19 protein-coding genes and 3 pseudogenes are annotated in these 15,310 nt (G+C 63.4%); 5 read left to right on the forward strand and 17 right to left on the reverse strand.

Features of this window, described 5'->3' with window-relative positions:
* Nucleotides 1-57: 57 nt before the first annotated feature.
* The 7 genes from V3C33_02210 to V3C33_02240 form a co-directional block, all read right to left on the reverse strand.
* Entirely contained in the window at nt 58-822 is a 765-nt protein-coding gene (locus V3C33_02210; protein XAS68170.1) for an Asp/Glu/hydantoin racemase, read from the reverse strand.
* Between the two features lie 29 nt (nt 823-851).
* Entirely contained in the window at nt 852-1,667 is an 816-nt protein-coding gene (gene ehuA, locus V3C33_02215) for an ectoine/hydroxyectoine ABC transporter ATP-binding protein EhuA (GenBank protein ID XAS68171.1), read from the reverse strand.
* The gene (ehuD, locus tag V3C33_02220) at nt 1,651-2,307 is read right to left on the reverse strand and encodes an ectoine/hydroxyectoine ABC transporter permease subunit EhuD (GenBank protein ID XAS68172.1); all 657 of its coding nucleotides are present in this window, start codon (nt 2,305-2,307) and stop codon (nt 1,651-1,653) included. The genes ehuA and ehuD overlap by 17 nt, the downstream gene beginning before the upstream one ends.
* Nucleotides 2,304-3,002: an ectoine/hydroxyectoine ABC transporter permease subunit EhuC gene (gene ehuC / locus V3C33_02225; GenBank protein ID XAS68173.1), complete on the reverse strand. Its 699-nt coding sequence runs from the start codon at nt 3,000-3,002 to the stop codon at nt 2,304-2,306. Before ehuC ends, ehuD begins: the two co-directional genes overlap by 4 nt.
* Before the next feature lie 28 nt (nt 3,003-3,030).
* Nucleotides 3,031-3,924: an ectoine/hydroxyectoine ABC transporter substrate-binding protein EhuB gene (ehuB, locus tag V3C33_02230; GenBank protein ID XAS68174.1), complete on the reverse strand. Its 894-nt coding sequence runs from the start codon at nt 3,922-3,924 to the stop codon at nt 3,031-3,033.
* A 238-nt stretch (nt 3,925-4,162) separates the two neighbouring features.
* Entirely contained in the window at nt 4,163-6,463 is a 2,301-nt protein-coding gene (locus tag V3C33_02235) for an FdhF/YdeP family oxidoreductase (GenBank protein XAS68175.1), read from the reverse strand.
* Between the two features lie 62 nt (nt 6,464-6,525).
* Complete coding sequence (locus V3C33_02240) at nt 6,526-7,071, reverse strand: YceI family protein (GenBank protein XAS68176.1); 546 nt, start codon at nt 7,069-7,071, stop codon at nt 6,526-6,528.
* Nucleotides 7,072-7,214: 143 nt separating this feature from the next.
* Between V3C33_02240 and V3C33_02245 the strand changes: the two genes are divergently transcribed.
* On the forward strand, nt 7,215-7,967 hold the full coding sequence (locus tag V3C33_02245; protein ID XAS68177.1) for a metalloregulator ArsR/SmtB family transcription factor: 753 nt from the start codon (nt 7,215-7,217) through the stop codon (nt 7,965-7,967).
* Between the two features lie 62 nt (nt 7,968-8,029).
* Here the strand turns inward: V3C33_02245 and V3C33_02250 are convergent, their stop codons facing one another.
* From V3C33_02250 to V3C33_02265, 4 genes are all read right to left on the reverse strand, one after another.
* A complete protein-coding gene (locus tag V3C33_02250) occupies nt 8,030-8,455 on the reverse strand; it encodes a substrate-binding domain-containing protein (protein XAS68178.1) in 426 nt (141 codons plus the stop codon).
* A gap of 102 nt (nt 8,456-8,557) precedes the next feature.
* The gene (locus V3C33_02255; GenBank protein XAS68179.1) at nt 8,558-8,971 is read right to left on the reverse strand and encodes a hypothetical protein; all 414 of its coding nucleotides are present in this window, start codon (nt 8,969-8,971) and stop codon (nt 8,558-8,560) included.
* On the reverse strand, nt 8,968-9,537 hold the full coding sequence (locus V3C33_02260; protein ID XAS68180.1) for a DUF2269 domain-containing protein: 570 nt from the start codon (nt 9,535-9,537) through the stop codon (nt 8,968-8,970). Before V3C33_02260 ends, V3C33_02255 begins: the two co-directional genes overlap by 4 nt.
* A 5-nt stretch (nt 9,538-9,542) precedes the next feature.
* Entirely contained in the window at nt 9,543-9,734 is a 192-nt protein-coding gene (locus tag V3C33_02265) for a hypothetical protein (protein ID XAS68181.1), read from the reverse strand.
* 115 nt (nt 9,735-9,849) lie between these two features.
* Here V3C33_02265 and V3C33_02270 point away from each other — a divergent pair, with 115 nt between their 5' ends.
* Entirely contained in the window at nt 9,850-10,407 is a 558-nt protein-coding gene (locus V3C33_02270) for a helix-turn-helix domain-containing protein (protein ID XAS68182.1), read from the forward strand.
* 9 nt (nt 10,408-10,416) lie between these two features.
* Nucleotides 10,417-10,494: pseudogene (locus tag V3C33_02275) on the forward strand (ATP-binding protein).
* Between the two features lie 205 nt (nt 10,495-10,699).
* Here the strand turns inward: V3C33_02275 and V3C33_02280 are convergent.
* Complete coding sequence (locus V3C33_02280; GenBank protein ID XAS68183.1) at nt 10,700-11,215, reverse strand: acyltransferase family protein; 516 nt, start codon at nt 11,213-11,215, stop codon at nt 10,700-10,702.
* Between V3C33_02280 and V3C33_02285 the strand changes: the two genes are divergently transcribed.
* Together V3C33_02285 and V3C33_02290 are read left to right on the forward strand one after the other, a co-directional pair.
* Nucleotides 11,216-12,058, forward strand: coding sequence for an SDR family oxidoreductase (locus V3C33_02285; GenBank protein XAS68184.1), 843 nt, complete (start codon nt 11,216-11,218; stop codon nt 12,056-12,058).
* Between the two features lie 151 nt (nt 12,059-12,209).
* Nucleotides 12,210-12,983, forward strand: coding sequence for an aminotransferase class IV (locus V3C33_02290; GenBank protein ID XAS69616.1), 774 nt, complete (start codon nt 12,210-12,212; stop codon nt 12,981-12,983).
* Between the two features lie 170 nt (nt 12,984-13,153).
* Here V3C33_02290 and V3C33_02295 read toward each other — a convergent pair whose 3' ends face one another.
* From V3C33_02295 to V3C33_02315, 5 genes and pseudogenes are all read right to left on the reverse strand, one after another.
* A complete protein-coding gene (locus V3C33_02295) occupies nt 13,154-13,606 on the reverse strand; it encodes a DUF309 domain-containing protein (GenBank protein ID XAS68185.1) in 453 nt (150 codons plus the stop codon).
* A gap of 498 nt (nt 13,607-14,104) precedes the next feature.
* Complete coding sequence (locus V3C33_02300) at nt 14,105-14,422, reverse strand: hypothetical protein (GenBank protein XAS69829.1); 318 nt, start codon at nt 14,420-14,422, stop codon at nt 14,105-14,107.
* A 142-nt stretch (nt 14,423-14,564) separates the two neighbouring features.
* A pseudogene (locus V3C33_02305) lies at nt 14,565-14,660 on the reverse strand (hypothetical protein).
* A 59-nt stretch (nt 14,661-14,719) separates the two neighbouring features.
* Nucleotides 14,720-14,932, reverse strand: coding sequence for a beta-galactosidase trimerization domain-containing protein (locus V3C33_02310; GenBank protein ID XAS68186.1), 213 nt, complete (start codon nt 14,930-14,932; stop codon nt 14,720-14,722).
* A gap of 62 nt (nt 14,933-14,994) precedes the next feature.
* A pseudogene (locus tag V3C33_02315) lies at nt 14,995-15,273 on the reverse strand (beta-galactosidase).
* Between the last annotated feature and the right edge of the window lie 37 nt (nt 15,274-15,310).

Here is a 15,310-nt window from a genome sequence, read left to right on the forward strand (position 1 = left end):
ACTCAACACCGGACGGGTCACGGCCAGCCCCGGGGGGCCCGGCCGGGCCCGGGGACCTCAGGCCAACAGGCGCTGGCCCGGACCTACAGCAGACTTGCCCGCCAGGCGCAGCGAGGCCCAGGCTGTGACCTGGTTCGCCGACAGAACGGGTTTGCCGAGCTCCCGTTCCAGGGGCGCAATAATGTCGTACGTGGGCAGGTTGGTGCAGCTGATGAAGATGACGTCCGCCTCGGGGACATCCGCAGCCCGGATGAGTTCGCAGGTGGCCTGGTACGGCACCTCCCAGATTCCGCCTTCCAGCCCAAGACCGGCGTGCGCTACCACCGCGTGTCCCGCTTCCATGAGAAAGTCGCCCAGCCTCAGTGTCAGCTCGGCTATGTATGGAGTAATGACCACCACGCTCGACGCTCCCAGATGATCCAGTGCTTCCAGCAGTGCCTCCGAGGTAGTGACCCCGCTGGCGGCACTTCCGCTTTCCATCAATTCCGAGAGGTGGCGGGCGCCGGCAACCCCATTGACGAAGCTGCCGGACGTGCAGGCGTAGGCCATGGCGCTGGGGCGCACAACGCTCAGGTTCCGCGACGCCGACAGTATGTCTGCGTCATCACTGATGTCCTCTGCCAGCTCCAGGCTGACCGGTATGTCCACGAACGGGGTCCTGGTGAAGTACAGGGAGACGTCCTCGGGCATCCAGCGCCACAATTCGCGGTCCAGCGCCATGTCAAAGGGACAGATGACACCGATCCCGGTCTGCGCCGGGGGTCCGCTGATTTCTTCGCTGCCCGTAGCGACGGCCTGCGCTTCCGCGGCCCTGCTGTCCATGACTCTCCTTCGAAATAGTGGATTGCTGCTCAGTGCTGCAGGACGGCCCGGAGGAAAGTCCGGGTCCGTTCCTGCTGCGGATTCTTGAAAATCTGGGCTGGGGGTCCGCTCTCCACGGCAGCGCCGTTGTCGAACATGACCACCCGGTCCGAAATTTCCTCGGCAAAGCGCATCTCGTGCGTGACCATCAACATGGTCATGTCGGTGGTGTGCGCCAGATTACGGATCACGTTCAAAACCTCGCCGATAAGCTCCGGATCGAGGGCCGAGGTGGGCTCGTCGAAGAGCAGGACCTTGGGCCGCATGGCCAGCGCACGTGCAATGGCCACGCGCTGCTGCTGTCCGCCGGACATCTGAGGCGGCGTGTGGTTCATGTGCTTGCCAAGGCCCACCAGGTTGAGCAGCTCGGCCGCCCGCTCCCGCGCCTCCACCTTGTTCATGCCGAGCACGTGGATCGGTGCCTCGATGATGTTTTCCATGGCTGTCATGTGCGGGAACAGGTTGAACTGCTGGAACACCATGCCGATTTTTCGACGCGTTTCGCGCAGTTGCCGCGTTTCCCGGATCTTCTGGCCTGCGGTGACATCCCAAAGCACGTCTCCTTCCACTTTCACAAGCCCCTCGCTGGGAGTCTCCAGTGTCATGAGGATGCGCAGAATAGTGGTCTTGCCGGACCCCGAGGGTCCGATGATGGAAACCTTCTCGCCGGGTGCGACTTCGAAGTTCAGCGACTTGAGGACTTGGTTTGAGCCCCAGTTCTTGCTGACGTTCTGGAACCGGATGATCGGATCCGGCGCCACTGCAATGTCGGTGGGGAGGGGTTTCGGTTCAGTGCTGGGGCGCATAGCGCCGCTCCAATCTGTTGACCAGCCGCGAGGCCGGGTAGCTTATGGCCAGGAACAGGCCGGCGGCCATGGTGAGGGGTTCCAGGTAACGGAAGTTCGAGCTTCCGATCGCCTGGGCCGTAGCCATCAGTTCCACCACGGTGATGGCTGACAACACTGCGGAGTCCTTGAACATCTGGATGAGGTAGTTGCCGAGCATCGGTACCACCGTGCGCACAGCCTGCGGGAGGATGATCCGGCTCCAGGTGCGTGCACCCGGGAGGCCGAGCGCTGTTGCCGCTTCCCATTGGCCCTGGGGAACCCCTTGGATTCCGCTGCGGTAGACCTCTGCCATGTAGGCGCTGTAGTTGATGCCGATCACCACCGCCCCGGTGGTGAAGGCGTCAAAGCTGATGCCGTAGGCGGGCAGGACGAAGAAAGCACAGTATGCCTGGACAAGCAGCGGGGTTCCACGGACAAACACCACGAAGAAGGAAACCGCCCGGGAAAGCACCGGGATGGCCAGTCTTCTCAGGACGGCAAAGAACAGTCCCAGCACGGCCGCGAGCAGCGTTCCCAGCAGGGTGATCTCGATGGTCACCCACAGTCCGTTCAGCAGCAGCGGAAAGACGGAGATGGCGAAGTCGTTGTCCCAGATCATGCCGCACCCACCTTCATGAGACGGCTTTCCTTACGCTGGGCAGCCAACGCCTTGCGGTCCAGGGCGAACCGGCGCTCCAGCCAGCTGGTCAGCAGCGTCAACAGGTAGGAAAGGACGAAGTACATCACCAGGATGGTGAGGAAAATCGCTGTCGTCTGTCCTGTGGTGCTGCGGATCATCTGGGCACGGAAGGTCAGGTCCGCGACGGTCACGAGTGAAACGAGGGAGGTGTTCTTCAAAAGATCCACCATCACGTTGCCGAATGGGGGCAGCATGGCCGGGATGGACTGGGGAATGATGATCCTGCGCAGCCTCAGGGCCGGCTCCATCCCCAAGGCGATACAGGCTTCCGTCTGCCCCTTGGCACGGCTGGCGATGGCGCCGCGGACCACTTCCGCGGCGTAGGCGCCCTCGTTCAGGCCCAGCGCCAGGACCGCAGCGGTCAGCGGGTGAAGCTGGATCCCGAAGAACGGCAGTGCGAAGAACAGCCAGAACATCTGCACCAGCAGGGAGGTCCCGCGAAACACTTCAACAAAGATGCCGGCGGGCCAGCGCAGGAAGCGGTGGCGCGAGAGACGGGCCAGGCCGGCGGCGAACGCGACCACCAGGCAGAGAGCGCCGCTGAGCACCGCGACCAGGATGGTAGTCAGGAGCCCCTGCCACAACAGGGGTGCATATTCGATTATTGCGGACATACACTGTTCCCCTTCCGAGTGAGGCGGGTCAGCCGGCGGTCTGGCATAGCTCCTGCGCCGTGACGCCCTCCACCACGGAAGGATCGAATCCCCACTTGGTGAGGATCCCGGCGAACTCCGGCGTCTTCTTGAATTCGGCAAGTTCCTTGTTGTAGGCCTCATGGAACGTGGTGTCCGACTTCCGGAACGCGGCACCGGAGCCCGTCCGCGGTGCGTCCTTGAGGGGTTCGGTGATGTCGAAGCTGGAATCGTCCTTGGCCAGGGCCACCAGCGACAGGGTGGGAAGCATGAATGCGTCCGCGCGGTTGGCCTTGAGGGCCTCGAGACCGCTGCGGCCGTCATTGATCTTGATCTGCTGCGAGGCCGGGACGTTGGCCGTCTTGAGCACACCTTCCTCGAACCCGCCGGGCAGCACCGCGATGCGCATTGACTTGTCGGCGATGATGCTGGCTACCGTCGTGATGCCCTTCGGGTTGCCCTTGGGTGTCGCGAAGGACTCAGTGGAAACGATGACCGGCTCCGAGTAGAGCACCTGGCCGCAACGGGACTCCTTCATGAAGAGGCCTGCTGCAATGACGTCCCAGCGGTTCGCGTTGAGGCCAGGGATCATGGACTCGTACGGGGTGATGATGCCCTGGACCTCGCCGATGCCCAGACGCTTGCAGACGGCCCGGAGTACGTCGGGCTCGCAGCCTGTGACATTTCCATCGGCGCTGACCTGGGTGTACGGCGGCTCATTGGCGATGCCCACGCGCAGGAATCCCTGCGATTTGGCGGTTTCCAGCAGATTGCTGGCGGCCCCGGAGGCGGATCCCCCGGCCGGGACAGCGGAACAGCCGGTGGCCCAGCCCCCCACAGCCACACCGAGTGCGGCCACTCCTGCACCTAGAAGAACATTCCGCCGTGAGAGATTCTCAATCATTCCTACTCCATTCACCCGGACCAGCCGGTGCTTTGTCAGGAACAGCATCTTCCTGTGACTTCTGTTACACAAAGCTAGAACGGGAATGTACTATTGTCAACAATCTGAATGTAATATCTGGCGCAAGAAACCGCCGACGGCGCCGCTGCGGTGTCCGCCCTGGCGCCCCCTTGCAGTGGTGGCTCGGCTCCATACGAACGGACGGCGAGATCAGGATGTGTCGGAGTCTGCTGCCGGCTCAGCTGGCCGGGCTCGGCTCCAGCCGCACGATCACGGCTTTTGACACCGGCGTGTGGCTTCCCTCCGCCACGCTCTCCAGCGGAACCAGCACGTTTGCTTCCGGGTAGTAGGCCGCTGCGCATCCGCGGGCCGTGGGATACGAAACCACCCGGAGTTTCCTCAGCACCCGCTCCGCGTTGTCCTTGTACACGCCGTGGACATCCACGAACTGGCCGTCGCTGAGACCGAGCTCGGCGAGATCCTCGGGACTCACAAACACGACGTTGCGGCCCTTCTTGATCCCCCGGTAGCGGTCGTTGTGCCCGTAGATGGTGGTGTTGAACTGGTCGTGCGAGCGCATGCTCTGCAGGATCAGGGTCCGTGCCGGCCGCTCGATGTGCTCCAGCTGGTTCACGGTCAGCATGGCCTTGCCGGTGGGCGTGGGGAACGTCCGCGAATCCCTCGGCCCGTTGGCGAGGACAAAGCCGCCCTCCTGGCGGATCCGCGCGTTGTAGTCCTCGCAGCCCGCCACAACATGGGAGATGTGGTCCCGGATGAGGTCATAGTTCCCCTCGAAACCTGCCCAGTCCGCCTGGATCCCGGGGCTCACCACCTTGCCGGCCAGCCTGCTGACGATGGCCACCTCCGAGAGCAGACGGGGCGCGACGGGCTCCACCGTGCCGTGTGATGCGTGAACCGCACAGACGGTGTCCTCAACCGACACGAACTGCGGGCCCGACTCCTGCATGTCGATCTCGGTGCGTCCCATGGTCGGCAGGATCAGCGCCTCCTTGCCGGTCACGGTGTGCGAGCGGTTGAGCTTGGTGGAAATCTGGACCGTCATCTCGGTGTTCTCCATCGCTGATTCCGCAGCATGGGTGTCGGAGATGGCAGCCACTAGGTTGCCTCCCAGCGCGACGAAAACCTTGATCCCGCCGTCGCGCATCCGCCGGATGCTTTCGACGACGTCCGCGCCGTGAGCGCGTGGCGGCTCGAAACTGAATTCCTTGCCGAGGGCATCCATGAACGCGGGCGGCATCTGCTCCCAGATGCCCATGGTGCGGTCCCCCTGGACGTTGCTGTGCCCGCGGATGGGCGAGGCGCCGGCGCCGGGCTTGCCGATGTTGCCCCGCAGCAGCAGCAGGTTGATCATCTCCTTGATGGTGGCAACGCCCTTTTTGTGCTGCGTGATTCCCATGGCCCAGGTAATGATGACCTTCTCGGCCTTCAGGTAGCGGGCGGCCAGCTCGTCGATCTCTTCGCGGCGCAGTCCGGTGGCCTCGAGCACGGCCTCTTCGTCCAGTGTCCGGAGGTGCGCCTTGAGCTCCTCCAGGCCCTGGCAGTGCTTCTTGAGGAAGTCATGGTCCAGCACGGTTCCGGGGTTTTTCGCCTCGGCGTCGAGAACCCGCTTCGAGACCGCCTGAAGGAGCGCCATGTCCCCGCCGATCCGGATCTGCATGAACTGGTCGGCAAGCTGCGTTCCGCGTCCGATGATCCCGTTGACCTTCTGCGGATTCTTGTACCGCATGAGGCCGGCTTCCGGCAGTGGGTTGACGGCGACGATCTGGCAGCCAGCCTCTTTGGCTTCTTCCAGTGCCGTGAGCATGCGCGGGTGGTTGGAGCCCGGGTTCTGGCCCATGATGATGATCAGGTCTGCTTTGGCGAAGTCGTCATAGGTGATGGTGGCTTTGCCGATGCCGATGGTCTGGCCCATGCCCCAGCCCGAGGACTCGTGGCACATGTTGGAACAGTCCGGCAGGTTGTTGGTCCCGTAGGCGCGGACGAACAGCTGGTACAGGAAGGCGGCCTCGTTGGACGTGCGCCCGCTCGTGTAAAAGGCCGCCTCGTCCGGGCTGGCCAGGCTCTTTAGCCTGCGTGCCAGGATGGAGAACGCCTCGTCCCAGCTGACGGGCCGGTAGTGGTCCTCGCCGGCCGGCTTGTATACCGGTTCGGTGAGGCGCCCCTGCAACCCCAGCCAGTACTCGGACATCCCGCGCAGTTCGCTGACGCTGTGCTCGGCCCAGAACTCCGGCGCGACCACCACCGGTGTGGCCTCCCAGGTGACGGCCTTGGCCCCCTGTTCGCAGAACTCGAAGGTCTTGCGATGGCCGGGGTCCGGCCACGCGCAGCTCATGCAGTCGAAGCCGTCTTTCTGGTTCAGTCCCAGCAGCGTCTTCCCGGCCCGGCCAACACCCATGTGCTTGAGTGCAGGCTGCATGGAGTGGTAGACGCCCGGAATGCCGGCAGCCCAGTCCTTGGGTTTTCCCACTTCAAGGTTGTTTTCGTCGGCTTCTTCCACCGGCGGATTCTTGCGCGTCATGCTGCACTCTCCTCGACTCAGGGCCGCCACTGAAACCGGTGTGGTCCGGGTGGCTTAACTGCTTACTTCTGCTGGACCAGTGCCGCCTCGAGCGTGATCTTGACCTTGTCGCTGACCAGGAAGCCGCCGGCCGCCAACGCCGCATTCCAGGTCAGGCCGAAGTCCTTGCGGCTGATGTCCGTCTCGGCGGAGAAGCCCGCCCGGGTGGCACCGAAGGGATCCACTGCCACACCGGTAAACTCCACTTCCAGTTCAATGGGCTTGGTGATGCCGCGGATGGTGAGATCGCCCGTGAGCGTGTAATCCTCGCCGTCGCCCTCCACCCCGGTGGCTTTGAAGGTCATCTCCGGGAACTTCTCGACGTCGAAGAAGTCGGCCCCGCGGACGTGGGCATCGCGGTTGGCATCTCCGGAGTCGAAGCTGGCAGTCTGAACGGTGGCGTGCAGCGATGCGTCGGCCAGGGATTCGCGGACGCGGGCTTCAGCCGCAGCCTCGGTGAAACGTCCGCGGACTTTGCTGATCCCGGCATGGCGCACCGTGAAACCGACTTCGCTGTGGGACATATCGAGCGTCCAGACGCCGGGGGCCAGGCCTGTGGGAAGAACCATTTCACATCTCCTAAGTCGACGAAAATCCGGTTAAACCGGTGCTCTCCACACTCATTCAGCCGGCGCGGTAAGTCAAGGAGTTGGCGGTCAGGCTTTGCCGCAAACCATTGACATGTGACCAAATGGTCACCTATTCTGATCCAATGGACACCGTGTTCAAAGCGCTGGCAGACCCCACCCGCAGGGAACTGCTGGATGAACTCTTCACAGAAGACGGGCAGACCCTGACCGCGCTCCAAACGCGGTTCAGCATGACCCGGTTCGGGGTCATGAAGCACCTCAAACTGCTGGAAGAAGCAGGCCTGGTGGTGACCCGCCGTCGGGGGCGTGAAAAGCTCCACTTCCTGAACCCGGTCCCGATCCGGCTCGTCCACGACCGCTGGGTGAGCAAATACGCAGAACCATGGGCCGCTGGACTCAGCGACCTCAAAACCAGATTGGAAAGTCCCATGGAAAAGATCTTCGAAATCTATATCAAGACCACCCCCGAACGGCTCTGGGAAGCCATCACGGACAGTGAGATCCGCAGCAAGTACCAGTTCGGAAACACCCTCAAGTCTGACTGGACGCCGGGCTCGCGTTTTGAGATGGGCAATCCGAAAGCGGGCGAGCTCCTCGGCGAGGGCGAGAACCTCGAGGTCGATCCCCCGCGACGGCTCGTGCAGACCATGCGCGCCCTCTGGGACGACGACGTCAAGGCCGAAGGCACCTCCCGCATCACCTGGGAGATCGAGCCGGTGGGCGACTCCTGCCACCTGACCGTCACGCATGACCAGCTCCGCGAGGGCGCCAACGATCAGCTCTTCGGCGGCTGGCCCATGATCCTCTCCGGACTGAAGACCTGGCTGGAGACCGGCGAACTGCTTACAACTCCGGGCTCGCTGATGTATACCTGACGCACCACCGCACCACCGCACCACCCAGGCGCCGCCGTCGCAATTCCGCTAACTGACCGCAGTTACCCCGTGGCGGGCGGGGCGGTGGAGCCCCGGACCACCAGTTCGGTGCCGAGTTCAATGCGCTGCGGGAGTTCCTCGTCCCCGTCCAGGTGCCGGAGCAGGGCCCGCGTGGCCGCCTCCGCCATCTGGACCACGGGCTGGCGGATGGTGGTCAGCCCGGGCTCGATCCACTCGGCCGCCGGAATATCGTCAAAGCCGACAATGCTCAGGTCTTTGGGAATGCTCAGGCCCTTCACGGGGCTGGGGCTGGAACGGGTGGTGACGCCCGGCCTCATCAAGCTGCACGTGGCTACGTCGAGCACCAAAGACGTCCACACCCACGAGCTGATTCTGGACGGTCCGCGGCGCGTGGTGGGCTTCGACCGCCAGATGCTGACCCCGGTGGAGGTCAGTCCCCTGCCGTAGCCGAGCAGTGGTTCAGACATGAGTAGCGGTGTCCCATATACGGTCGTTTTGGGTCCGAGAAGATGAAACTTCAGCCGACTGGACCAGCCTTACAAAGGACGCGTGGGGAACGGTTCGATCACTTACGGCGCCTGATGTTGATGCTGGTGTTGGTTCGCGTCGCCTGCCTTCTGAAGTCCGGCGGTCTTCGCGAGGTAGTTCCAGGCCGGGGTGTTGAGGGTGTGCCAGGCAGCGTGGGCTTCCCTTGCGGGCTGAGCAGCAGCTTTGGCGTCGCCCGCACTGAGCGCCGCGGCCAGCCGCCCGGCGGCGTCACTGAACGATTTCGCCTGCGGTTGGAGTTCGCCTGGCCAGGAAATGGAGGCGGCCGCGATCTGGGCGGCCCGTGCGCGGCTGGACCAAAACTCGTCGATGATGGGCGATTCTCCCCGGAGCGCCGTGTCGATGCCATGGAAGCCAGCGCTGTCGATGTGGGAGAGGACGGCGATCATGCCGACAACATGGGTGGCGGTTTCGCTTGGATTGCTGTTGAGGGTCATTGGATTCTCCCTTTGGGGTTGTGGTGCTTCTGCATTGCCTGGTCGGCATCGGTTGCGAGCTGGAGCACTCTACGCTGCGCTCGTTGCCCGTAGCGGGTCATACCCCGCGGTTTGTACATCGACAGCGCCGTGGCCACGAGCAAAACCAGCAGGGCGGCACCGGCCTGGACAGCGACCTGGATTCTCAGCCCGCGGAGATTGGCACCGGACAATGTCGTTTCTGCCGCAGCGTCTGCAACACCGCTAATCGGGCCCATGTGCACCAGCAAAACGACGGTGGCCAGGACGGTTATCAGGAGTTTAATCAGGACCCAGTAGTACCGGAACAAGCCCCAGGTGGTGCCCAGTGAAGAGACAACCCCGGTGAACAACGATGCGAGTGCCAACGGGACAAGGACAAACCAGCCTATCAACCCCATCGCGAGATAGGCGGCCCGCACCACCTGAGCATCCGGGTTGGCCAGACCGGCGACGGCGAGAGCCAGGAAGGCAGCGACCGCGCCGAACCAGCCGACTGAGGAAAGGACATGCGCGGTCAGCGCGACCTTGCGGAGGCGGGGTGTCATGTTCCTCACGGCGTGTGGCCGCCCATGCCGCCGCCGGCCAGGTGACTGATGACAAACAACAGAACCAGGACGACGGCGATGATTCCAAACACCTTCACCCAGCGGGGCGGGCCGGCGACCGGTCCGCGACGGCGCCTCACTCCGGTGTCGGGGTTGTGGCCATCCTTGGAGTCGCGGTCAGGGGGCAAGTCAGCCATGGAGGTATCCTCTTCTGCCATGCGTGGTCTTTACTGCGCTGACACTACGTTATCGTGACACTCTGTATTAATCAAGACAGAGTGTCACGCCGTCGCCGTCTCGTATACTGGGGTGGTGCCGAAGCTGTGGAACGAGACAATCGAGGCGCACCGCGGTGCGGTGCGGCAGGCGATCCTGGACGCCGCGGCGGCCCTGGTGTCCGAGCGCGGGCTGCTGTCGGTGACCATGTCGCAGGTCGCCCAGGAGGCCGGTATCGGGCGCGCGACCCTCTACAAGTACTTCCCGAATGTCGAAGCAATACTTCTCGCCCGGCACGACCGCCAGGTTGCCGGCCACCTCGAACACCTCGCCGCGGTCACGCAGGCGGGAGGCGATGCGGGCCACCAGCTGGAGGCAGTGCTCCACATCCACGCCGTGATGACCTACGAGCACCACGATTCGGCCATGGCCGCGATCATGCACCACGACGGTGTCCGGCAACGACAAGATTTATTCATTCAGGACGTGCTGCGTCGCGCCGCCGAATCCGGGGCTATCCGAGACGACATGGCACCAGAGGAACTCGCAAGCTACTGTCTCCACGCCCTCACAGCGGCCGCAGAGTCGCCGTCGAGGGCAGCCTTGAATCGACTCGTCCAACTTACGCTCGACGGCCTGCGACCGAGGTCCTGAGCCGCCGGCCTGATCCTCATCGGCATGCCCGGGATCGAAAAATGGTTCAGCCGATACCCCCAGCTCAACAGCAGGGTCGGTCTTGCTTGTGGATATTGATAGTGCCCAGGATGCGATTAACCTCAGATCCAGTTAGACCCGGATACTCCGTTTTCGCCAAGACGTCGCAAACGTCTGTGTCATCCGCATCGGGAACGGCTCGAGTCGCGGCATAAAGTCACACTCGCCTCGTCTGGCAGTGCGCTGGCGTCCATCATGGCCGTGGCCGCAGGGCAGCGGCCGGCCAGCGTGCTTAATCCGCAGGTGTTTTCCCGCCAGGTCTGGGCTGGGAAACAACGCCGTTGACAGCCCGCCGCTGGTCCGGATAGTGCTTGTCGAAGCGATCGCGCGCGATCCGTCCCAGCCTTTCTACAGTGTGCCAGCTCATGACCGCTAGTAGCAGGGTCAGCAGGATTGCCGAGACAGCCACCAGCGGCGGCAGATCGGCTGTCGATCCGCCATTGAGCCAGAGAATGACGACATAGTTCCAGACGTACAGGGCGTAGGAAACTGTGCCCAGCATCTGCAACGCGCGCGTCCACCTCGGCATCACACGGGTACGGGAGGCGGCCAGTACCACCAGGACGGCCGCGGCAGCCATGGCCAGGGAAATCTGATCAGCCACCTCCTGAAGGAGGGCGGCTGGAAGATCGTCGGGCTCTCCCGACGAGGCGGTGAGGACACAGAAAACGTCCGGCATATCGGCGTCGACCTGCTGAACAAGCAAGACACTGCAGCCAAGCTCAGCGGCCTTGCGGATGTCACCCACGTGTTCTATGCGGCCTATCAGGACCGCCCGGGCTGGGCCGAACTCGTCCCGCCAAACCTCGCCATGCTCGTCAACACCATCGATGCAATAGAGCCCGTTGCCGCTGACCTTCAGCATGTGAGCCTGATGCAGGGATACAAGGTCTACGGCGCCCATCTGGGTCCGTTCGCATCTCCGGCGAAAGAGGATGATCCGCCGCATATGCCGCCGGAGTTCAACGTCGACCAACAGCAATTCCTCGAATCCCGGCAGCAGGGCAAGACATGGACCTGGTCGGCGCTGCGCCCCTCCGTCGTGTGTGGGATCGGCTTGGGCAACCCGATGAACCTGGCGATGGTAATAGCCATTTACGCGTCGATCAGCAAGGAACTCGGCATCCCGCTGCGCTTCCCCGGCAAGCCCGGCGCCTACAACACTCTGATCGAAATGACCGACGCCGGCATCCTCGCGAAGGCCACAGTGTGGGCTGCCACCGGCCCCGGCACAGCCAACCAGGCGTTCAACATCACCAACGGGGACATCTTCCGGTGGAGCAGCATGTGGCCGAAGATCGCCGCATTCTTCGACATCGATGTCACACCGCCCCTGCCCATGTCCCTGAACGAAGTCATGGCAGACAAACAAGAACTGTGGGACCGGATGGTTACCCGGCACGGGCTCCGGCCGACACCCTACGCCGACGTCTCGTCATGGCCGTTCGGCGACTTCGTCTTCGCCTGGGACTACGACATGCTCGCGGACGGGTCAAAAGCGCGACGCGCGGGATTCCATGAATACGTTGAAACTGAGAGCATGTTCATGAAAATCTTCACCGACCTGCGGGAACAACGCATCATTCCCTGACCCAAGACGTTGCCCGACCGCGCCCGCCTCGTGTCCCCGATCCTGCGAACACCTGTGGTTAGACCCCCGTGGGCAGTTCCGGCTGCTCCGGGCCCCAACCACATGTCTTCATCGAAGGGCTTTTCACGCGCTGTCATACGCTGGACTCGTGATGAACGGTATACGGGTACTACTGGACGGCTCGGAAGTCAGCAGCGACGGTCTCGCCTATCTGGCCGCGGTGAATTATGGGCACTTCACAGCGATGCAGATCAGGGATGGGAAGGTGCGTTCTCCCGCGCAGCATCTGGAGCGCTTGCGCACTGCTCACGCTGAGCTGTACGGGACATCTATTGATGTCGGAAACGTGCAAGAGCAGATACGCCTGGCTGTCGCACAGGCCCCTGATTCGTATCTGCGTGTCACCTTGTTTGAGCCCACCCCTGGACGGGTAATGGTGATGATTGCTCTTCGCCCCCCGGTGGATGCACCAACAGGCCCGCAATCTCTGCTGCCAGTCTCCTATCAGCGCCCCATGGCCCATATCAAGCATGTCGGCAGCTTTGCCCAGGTCCACTTCGGCCAGTTGGCCGGAGCCCAGGGATTTAGTGACGCCCTGCTCACAACGGATACCGGGGAGGTTTCCGAAACATCAATCGCCAACATAGGCTTCATCAGGCAGGACTCTGCAGTGATCTGGCCCTCGGCCCCCGCGCTTTACGGGATCACCCGGCAGGCGCTGGATACAGCCTTTGCAGCCCGCGGGGTCACCGTACTAAGGCAAAAAGTCACTCTAGGAGACCTCTCCGAATTCACCGGATCCTTCACTGCAAACTCGACCGGAGTATCCGCTGTGGGCAGCATCGGGACCTACGGATTTCCCGACGTTGATTCAGCGGAACGTATCCTGGCCGTCCACGATTCACTTCCCTGGGAATCGTTCTGAGCTTACCGGCCTACGGATGCTGATTCTGATCCCCGGGCACCTGTTTCGCACTGGACAATCGGCGACACGTGCACAGACCCGAGCAGCCTCCGACGAGGCCTCGATTGCTCCGACAGGAGAGCATCCATAAGGATTCTCCGCCGCCTGCCGGGAGGATGCTGGTCGCCAGCTCAGTGGCCGGTGCGCATCCGATCACGTGCGCAACTCACGACGGCGGACAAGTCGAGCCCGTAGGTCGGCCCTTCGCCGGAACCGTACTCCTCGAGTCGGGCCGCACCGCGCTCGAAGAGCCGGAGCGCGCCAACGCTGTTCCCCCGGGCGGCGTGGGTGAGCCCGACGCAGATCTGGGCGAGACCTTGCCAAAGGTTGCGTTCTTCGGCAGGCCCGGCTTTCCAGCGGGCCTCAAGTACCTCGTGGGCGGCGAAGGCCCGGCCAGCTTCCACCAGACTCCGGGCCGAGACCAACGTCTGCGCCGGCGGCAGCGGCTCTTCCGAGACCGGCTCGACGCCAGCGCTTCCGTACGGCAGCGGCCGCCCAAGAGCGTCACGTGGCCGGGCCTGCCGCGGGCGTCTTGAAGCATCCCGATCCCTGTCACCGGTCATTGCAGTTTCCGCCCTGAGCATCCCTGGACCTTACCAACCTTCATACACCCAATGCTAAGACCCGGCCCTTCGAACATCCGTTCCGCCGCAAAGGATGCCGTCGGGACGGCGGCAGCGAGAGAAGAAATGATCACCGCTGGTCGCGTTGCAGGGGGTGGGGGGTGGGTGATCCGACGGTCCACTGACCTTGAGAAAACCGTTTCCGAGGAAGAACACCAGGCCTGGCGCATCACGACTCCCGAACTCCGGTAGATCGCCAGGCCCAACGTGTCCCGATAAAAAAGGTGGCTCCGCTCAGGTTCGGACGGATGAAGCAGGATGCGGCTCCCAATGACTTCTATGTTCTCCACCGCCGGCATCGGCCTGATAGGCCAGCAACGAGACGTAGCCCGGGGCAAAGTTGTCTGATAGCCACCGAGTGCGGCGGAGACTATGCCAGCTCTAGCTCCAGTCAGCCCGACAAATGCCCCGGACACCGAATACTCTCCCGGGAAATCCGCTGTCCGGGAAACTCCGCGGTCACCCCGCCGCCACCGTGAACTTCTGCTCGATGAACTTCAGCAACGGCCGGGAGTTCAGGCAGATCAGGTACACCACGGGGCCGGCGATGAAGAGGACCTGCGCCACGCTGGTGACCGTCAGCAGGAACGCGGTGACGAAGAAGATGCCGGCGTTGCCCAGCGAGACCCGCTTCTGCGCGCCCAGGCAGTACAGCGAAAGGCGGTAGATGTCGCGGGCGCGGAAGGTGAAGCGGGACAGCAGCAGCAGGGCGGTCACCACAGCCGTTGCCACCATCAGTCCGAGCACCAGCAGCGCGATCCGGACCGCGGGCTGCACCGGGTTGCCTGAGCCCAGCTGCCGTTGCCGGTACGACGGCGGACCTGGACTCCCAGCGGGCCGCCAGTTCGGGCTGGACCCCCGCTGCCTCGTATTCAAATTCCAGCAGCGGCTTCAGGAGGGTGTAGTCCACCCGCGCGGACAGGTATACCGCTGTTCCGTTCCCGAACGAGTTGCGGGTGACCGCCTGTGATCCCGCGAGCCGGCCGGAATCGTAGCTGGCGACCACGTCCGCCACTTCGGTGTGCAGGTGCTCAGTCCAGTAACTGGCGGAGGCGGTGCCGCCGTCGGCCGTTGTTAGTTTGACTCACCTTCACCCGCGAGCGGGTGCATTTCCTCGCTCCAGGCGCCCAGGACCTTACGCAGCGCGCCCGGGTAGCCGCCCAGGCGGATGGTGTTGGACTCGTCCACGATGCCGGAGAGGTAGGAGACCACCAGGCGGCCGCCGTCGGACACGTAATCCTCAAACCGCTGGGCGGCTTCATCGGTGAGCAGGTATGCAGCCGGCATGAGACCAGGCTGTACTGGCTGAGGTCGCGGGTGGTGTCCACGAAGTCCACGGTGATGTTGGCATCGAACAGCGGCCGGTAGAGCCGCAGCACTTCCTGGGCGTAGTTCGGGTCGGAGCGGGGCGAATTCCCCAGCTCCAGCGCCCACCAGCAGTCCCAGTCGAAGACGATGGCCATTTTGGCGGTGGAGCGGGTGCCCGTGAGGCCTACCAGGGCCTTCAGTTCGTTGCCGAGCTGGGTCACTTCGTGGAAGATTCGGGTGTTGGTGCCGGCGTGGCCCACCATGGCGGAGTGGTAGCGTTCCGTTCCGCCCTTTGCCTGCCGCCACTGGAAGAAAAGAATCGCGTCGGCAGCCCCGGAGAAGCTGCACCTTTGTTAA

The organism is Micrococcaceae bacterium Sec5.7, assembly GCA_039636785.1.
GTDB lineage: Bacteria > Actinomycetota > Actinomycetes > Actinomycetales > Micrococcaceae > Arthrobacter.

Coding starts and splice junctions, on each gene's coding strand:
- V3C33_02210 (XAS68170.1), bottom strand. CDS start 822: ATGGACAGCAGGGCCGCGGAAGCGCAGGCCGTCGCTACGGGCAGCGAA.
- ehuA (XAS68171.1), bottom strand. CDS start 1,667: ATGCGCCCCAGCACTGAACCGAAACCCCTCCCCACCGACATTGCAGTG.
- ehuD (XAS68172.1), bottom strand. CDS start 2,307: ATGATCTGGGACAACGACTTCGCCATCTCCGTCTTTCCGCTGCTGCTG.
- ehuC (XAS68173.1), bottom strand. CDS start 3,002: ATGTCCGCAATAATCGAATATGCACCCCTGTTGTGGCAGGGGCTCCTG.
- ehuB (XAS68174.1), bottom strand. CDS start 3,924: ATGATTGAGAATCTCTCACGGCGGAATGTTCTTCTAGGTGCAGGAGTG.
- V3C33_02235 (XAS68175.1), bottom strand. CDS start 6,463: ATGACGCGCAAGAATCCGCCGGTGGAAGAAGCCGACGAAAACAACCTT.
- V3C33_02240 (XAS68176.1), bottom strand. CDS start 7,071: ATGGTTCTTCCCACAGGCCTGGCCCCCGGCGTCTGGACGCTCGATATG.
- V3C33_02245 (XAS68177.1), top strand. CDS start 7,215: ATGGACACCGTGTTCAAAGCGCTGGCAGACCCCACCCGCAGGGAACTG.
- V3C33_02250 (XAS68178.1), bottom strand. CDS start 8,455: ATGTCTGAACCACTGCTCGGCTACGGCAGGGGACTGACCTCCACCGGG.
- V3C33_02255 (XAS68179.1), bottom strand. CDS start 8,971: ATGACCCTCAACAGCAATCCAAGCGAAACCGCCACCCATGTTGTCGGC.
- V3C33_02260 (XAS68180.1), bottom strand. CDS start 9,537: ATGACACCCCGCCTCCGCAAGGTCGCGCTGACCGCGCATGTCCTTTCC.
- V3C33_02265 (XAS68181.1), bottom strand. CDS start 9,734: ATGGCTGACTTGCCCCCTGACCGCGACTCCAAGGATGGCCACAACCCC.
- V3C33_02290 (XAS69616.1), top strand. CDS start 12,210: ATGAACGGTATACGGGTACTACTGGACGGCTCGGAAGTCAGCAGCGAC.
- V3C33_02295 (XAS68185.1), bottom strand. CDS start 13,606: ATGCTCAGGGCGGAAACTGCAATGACCGGTGACAGGGATCGGGATGCT.
- V3C33_02310 (XAS68186.1), bottom strand. CDS start 14,932: ATGCCGGCTGCATACCTGCTCACCGATGAAGCCGCCCAGCGGTTTGAG.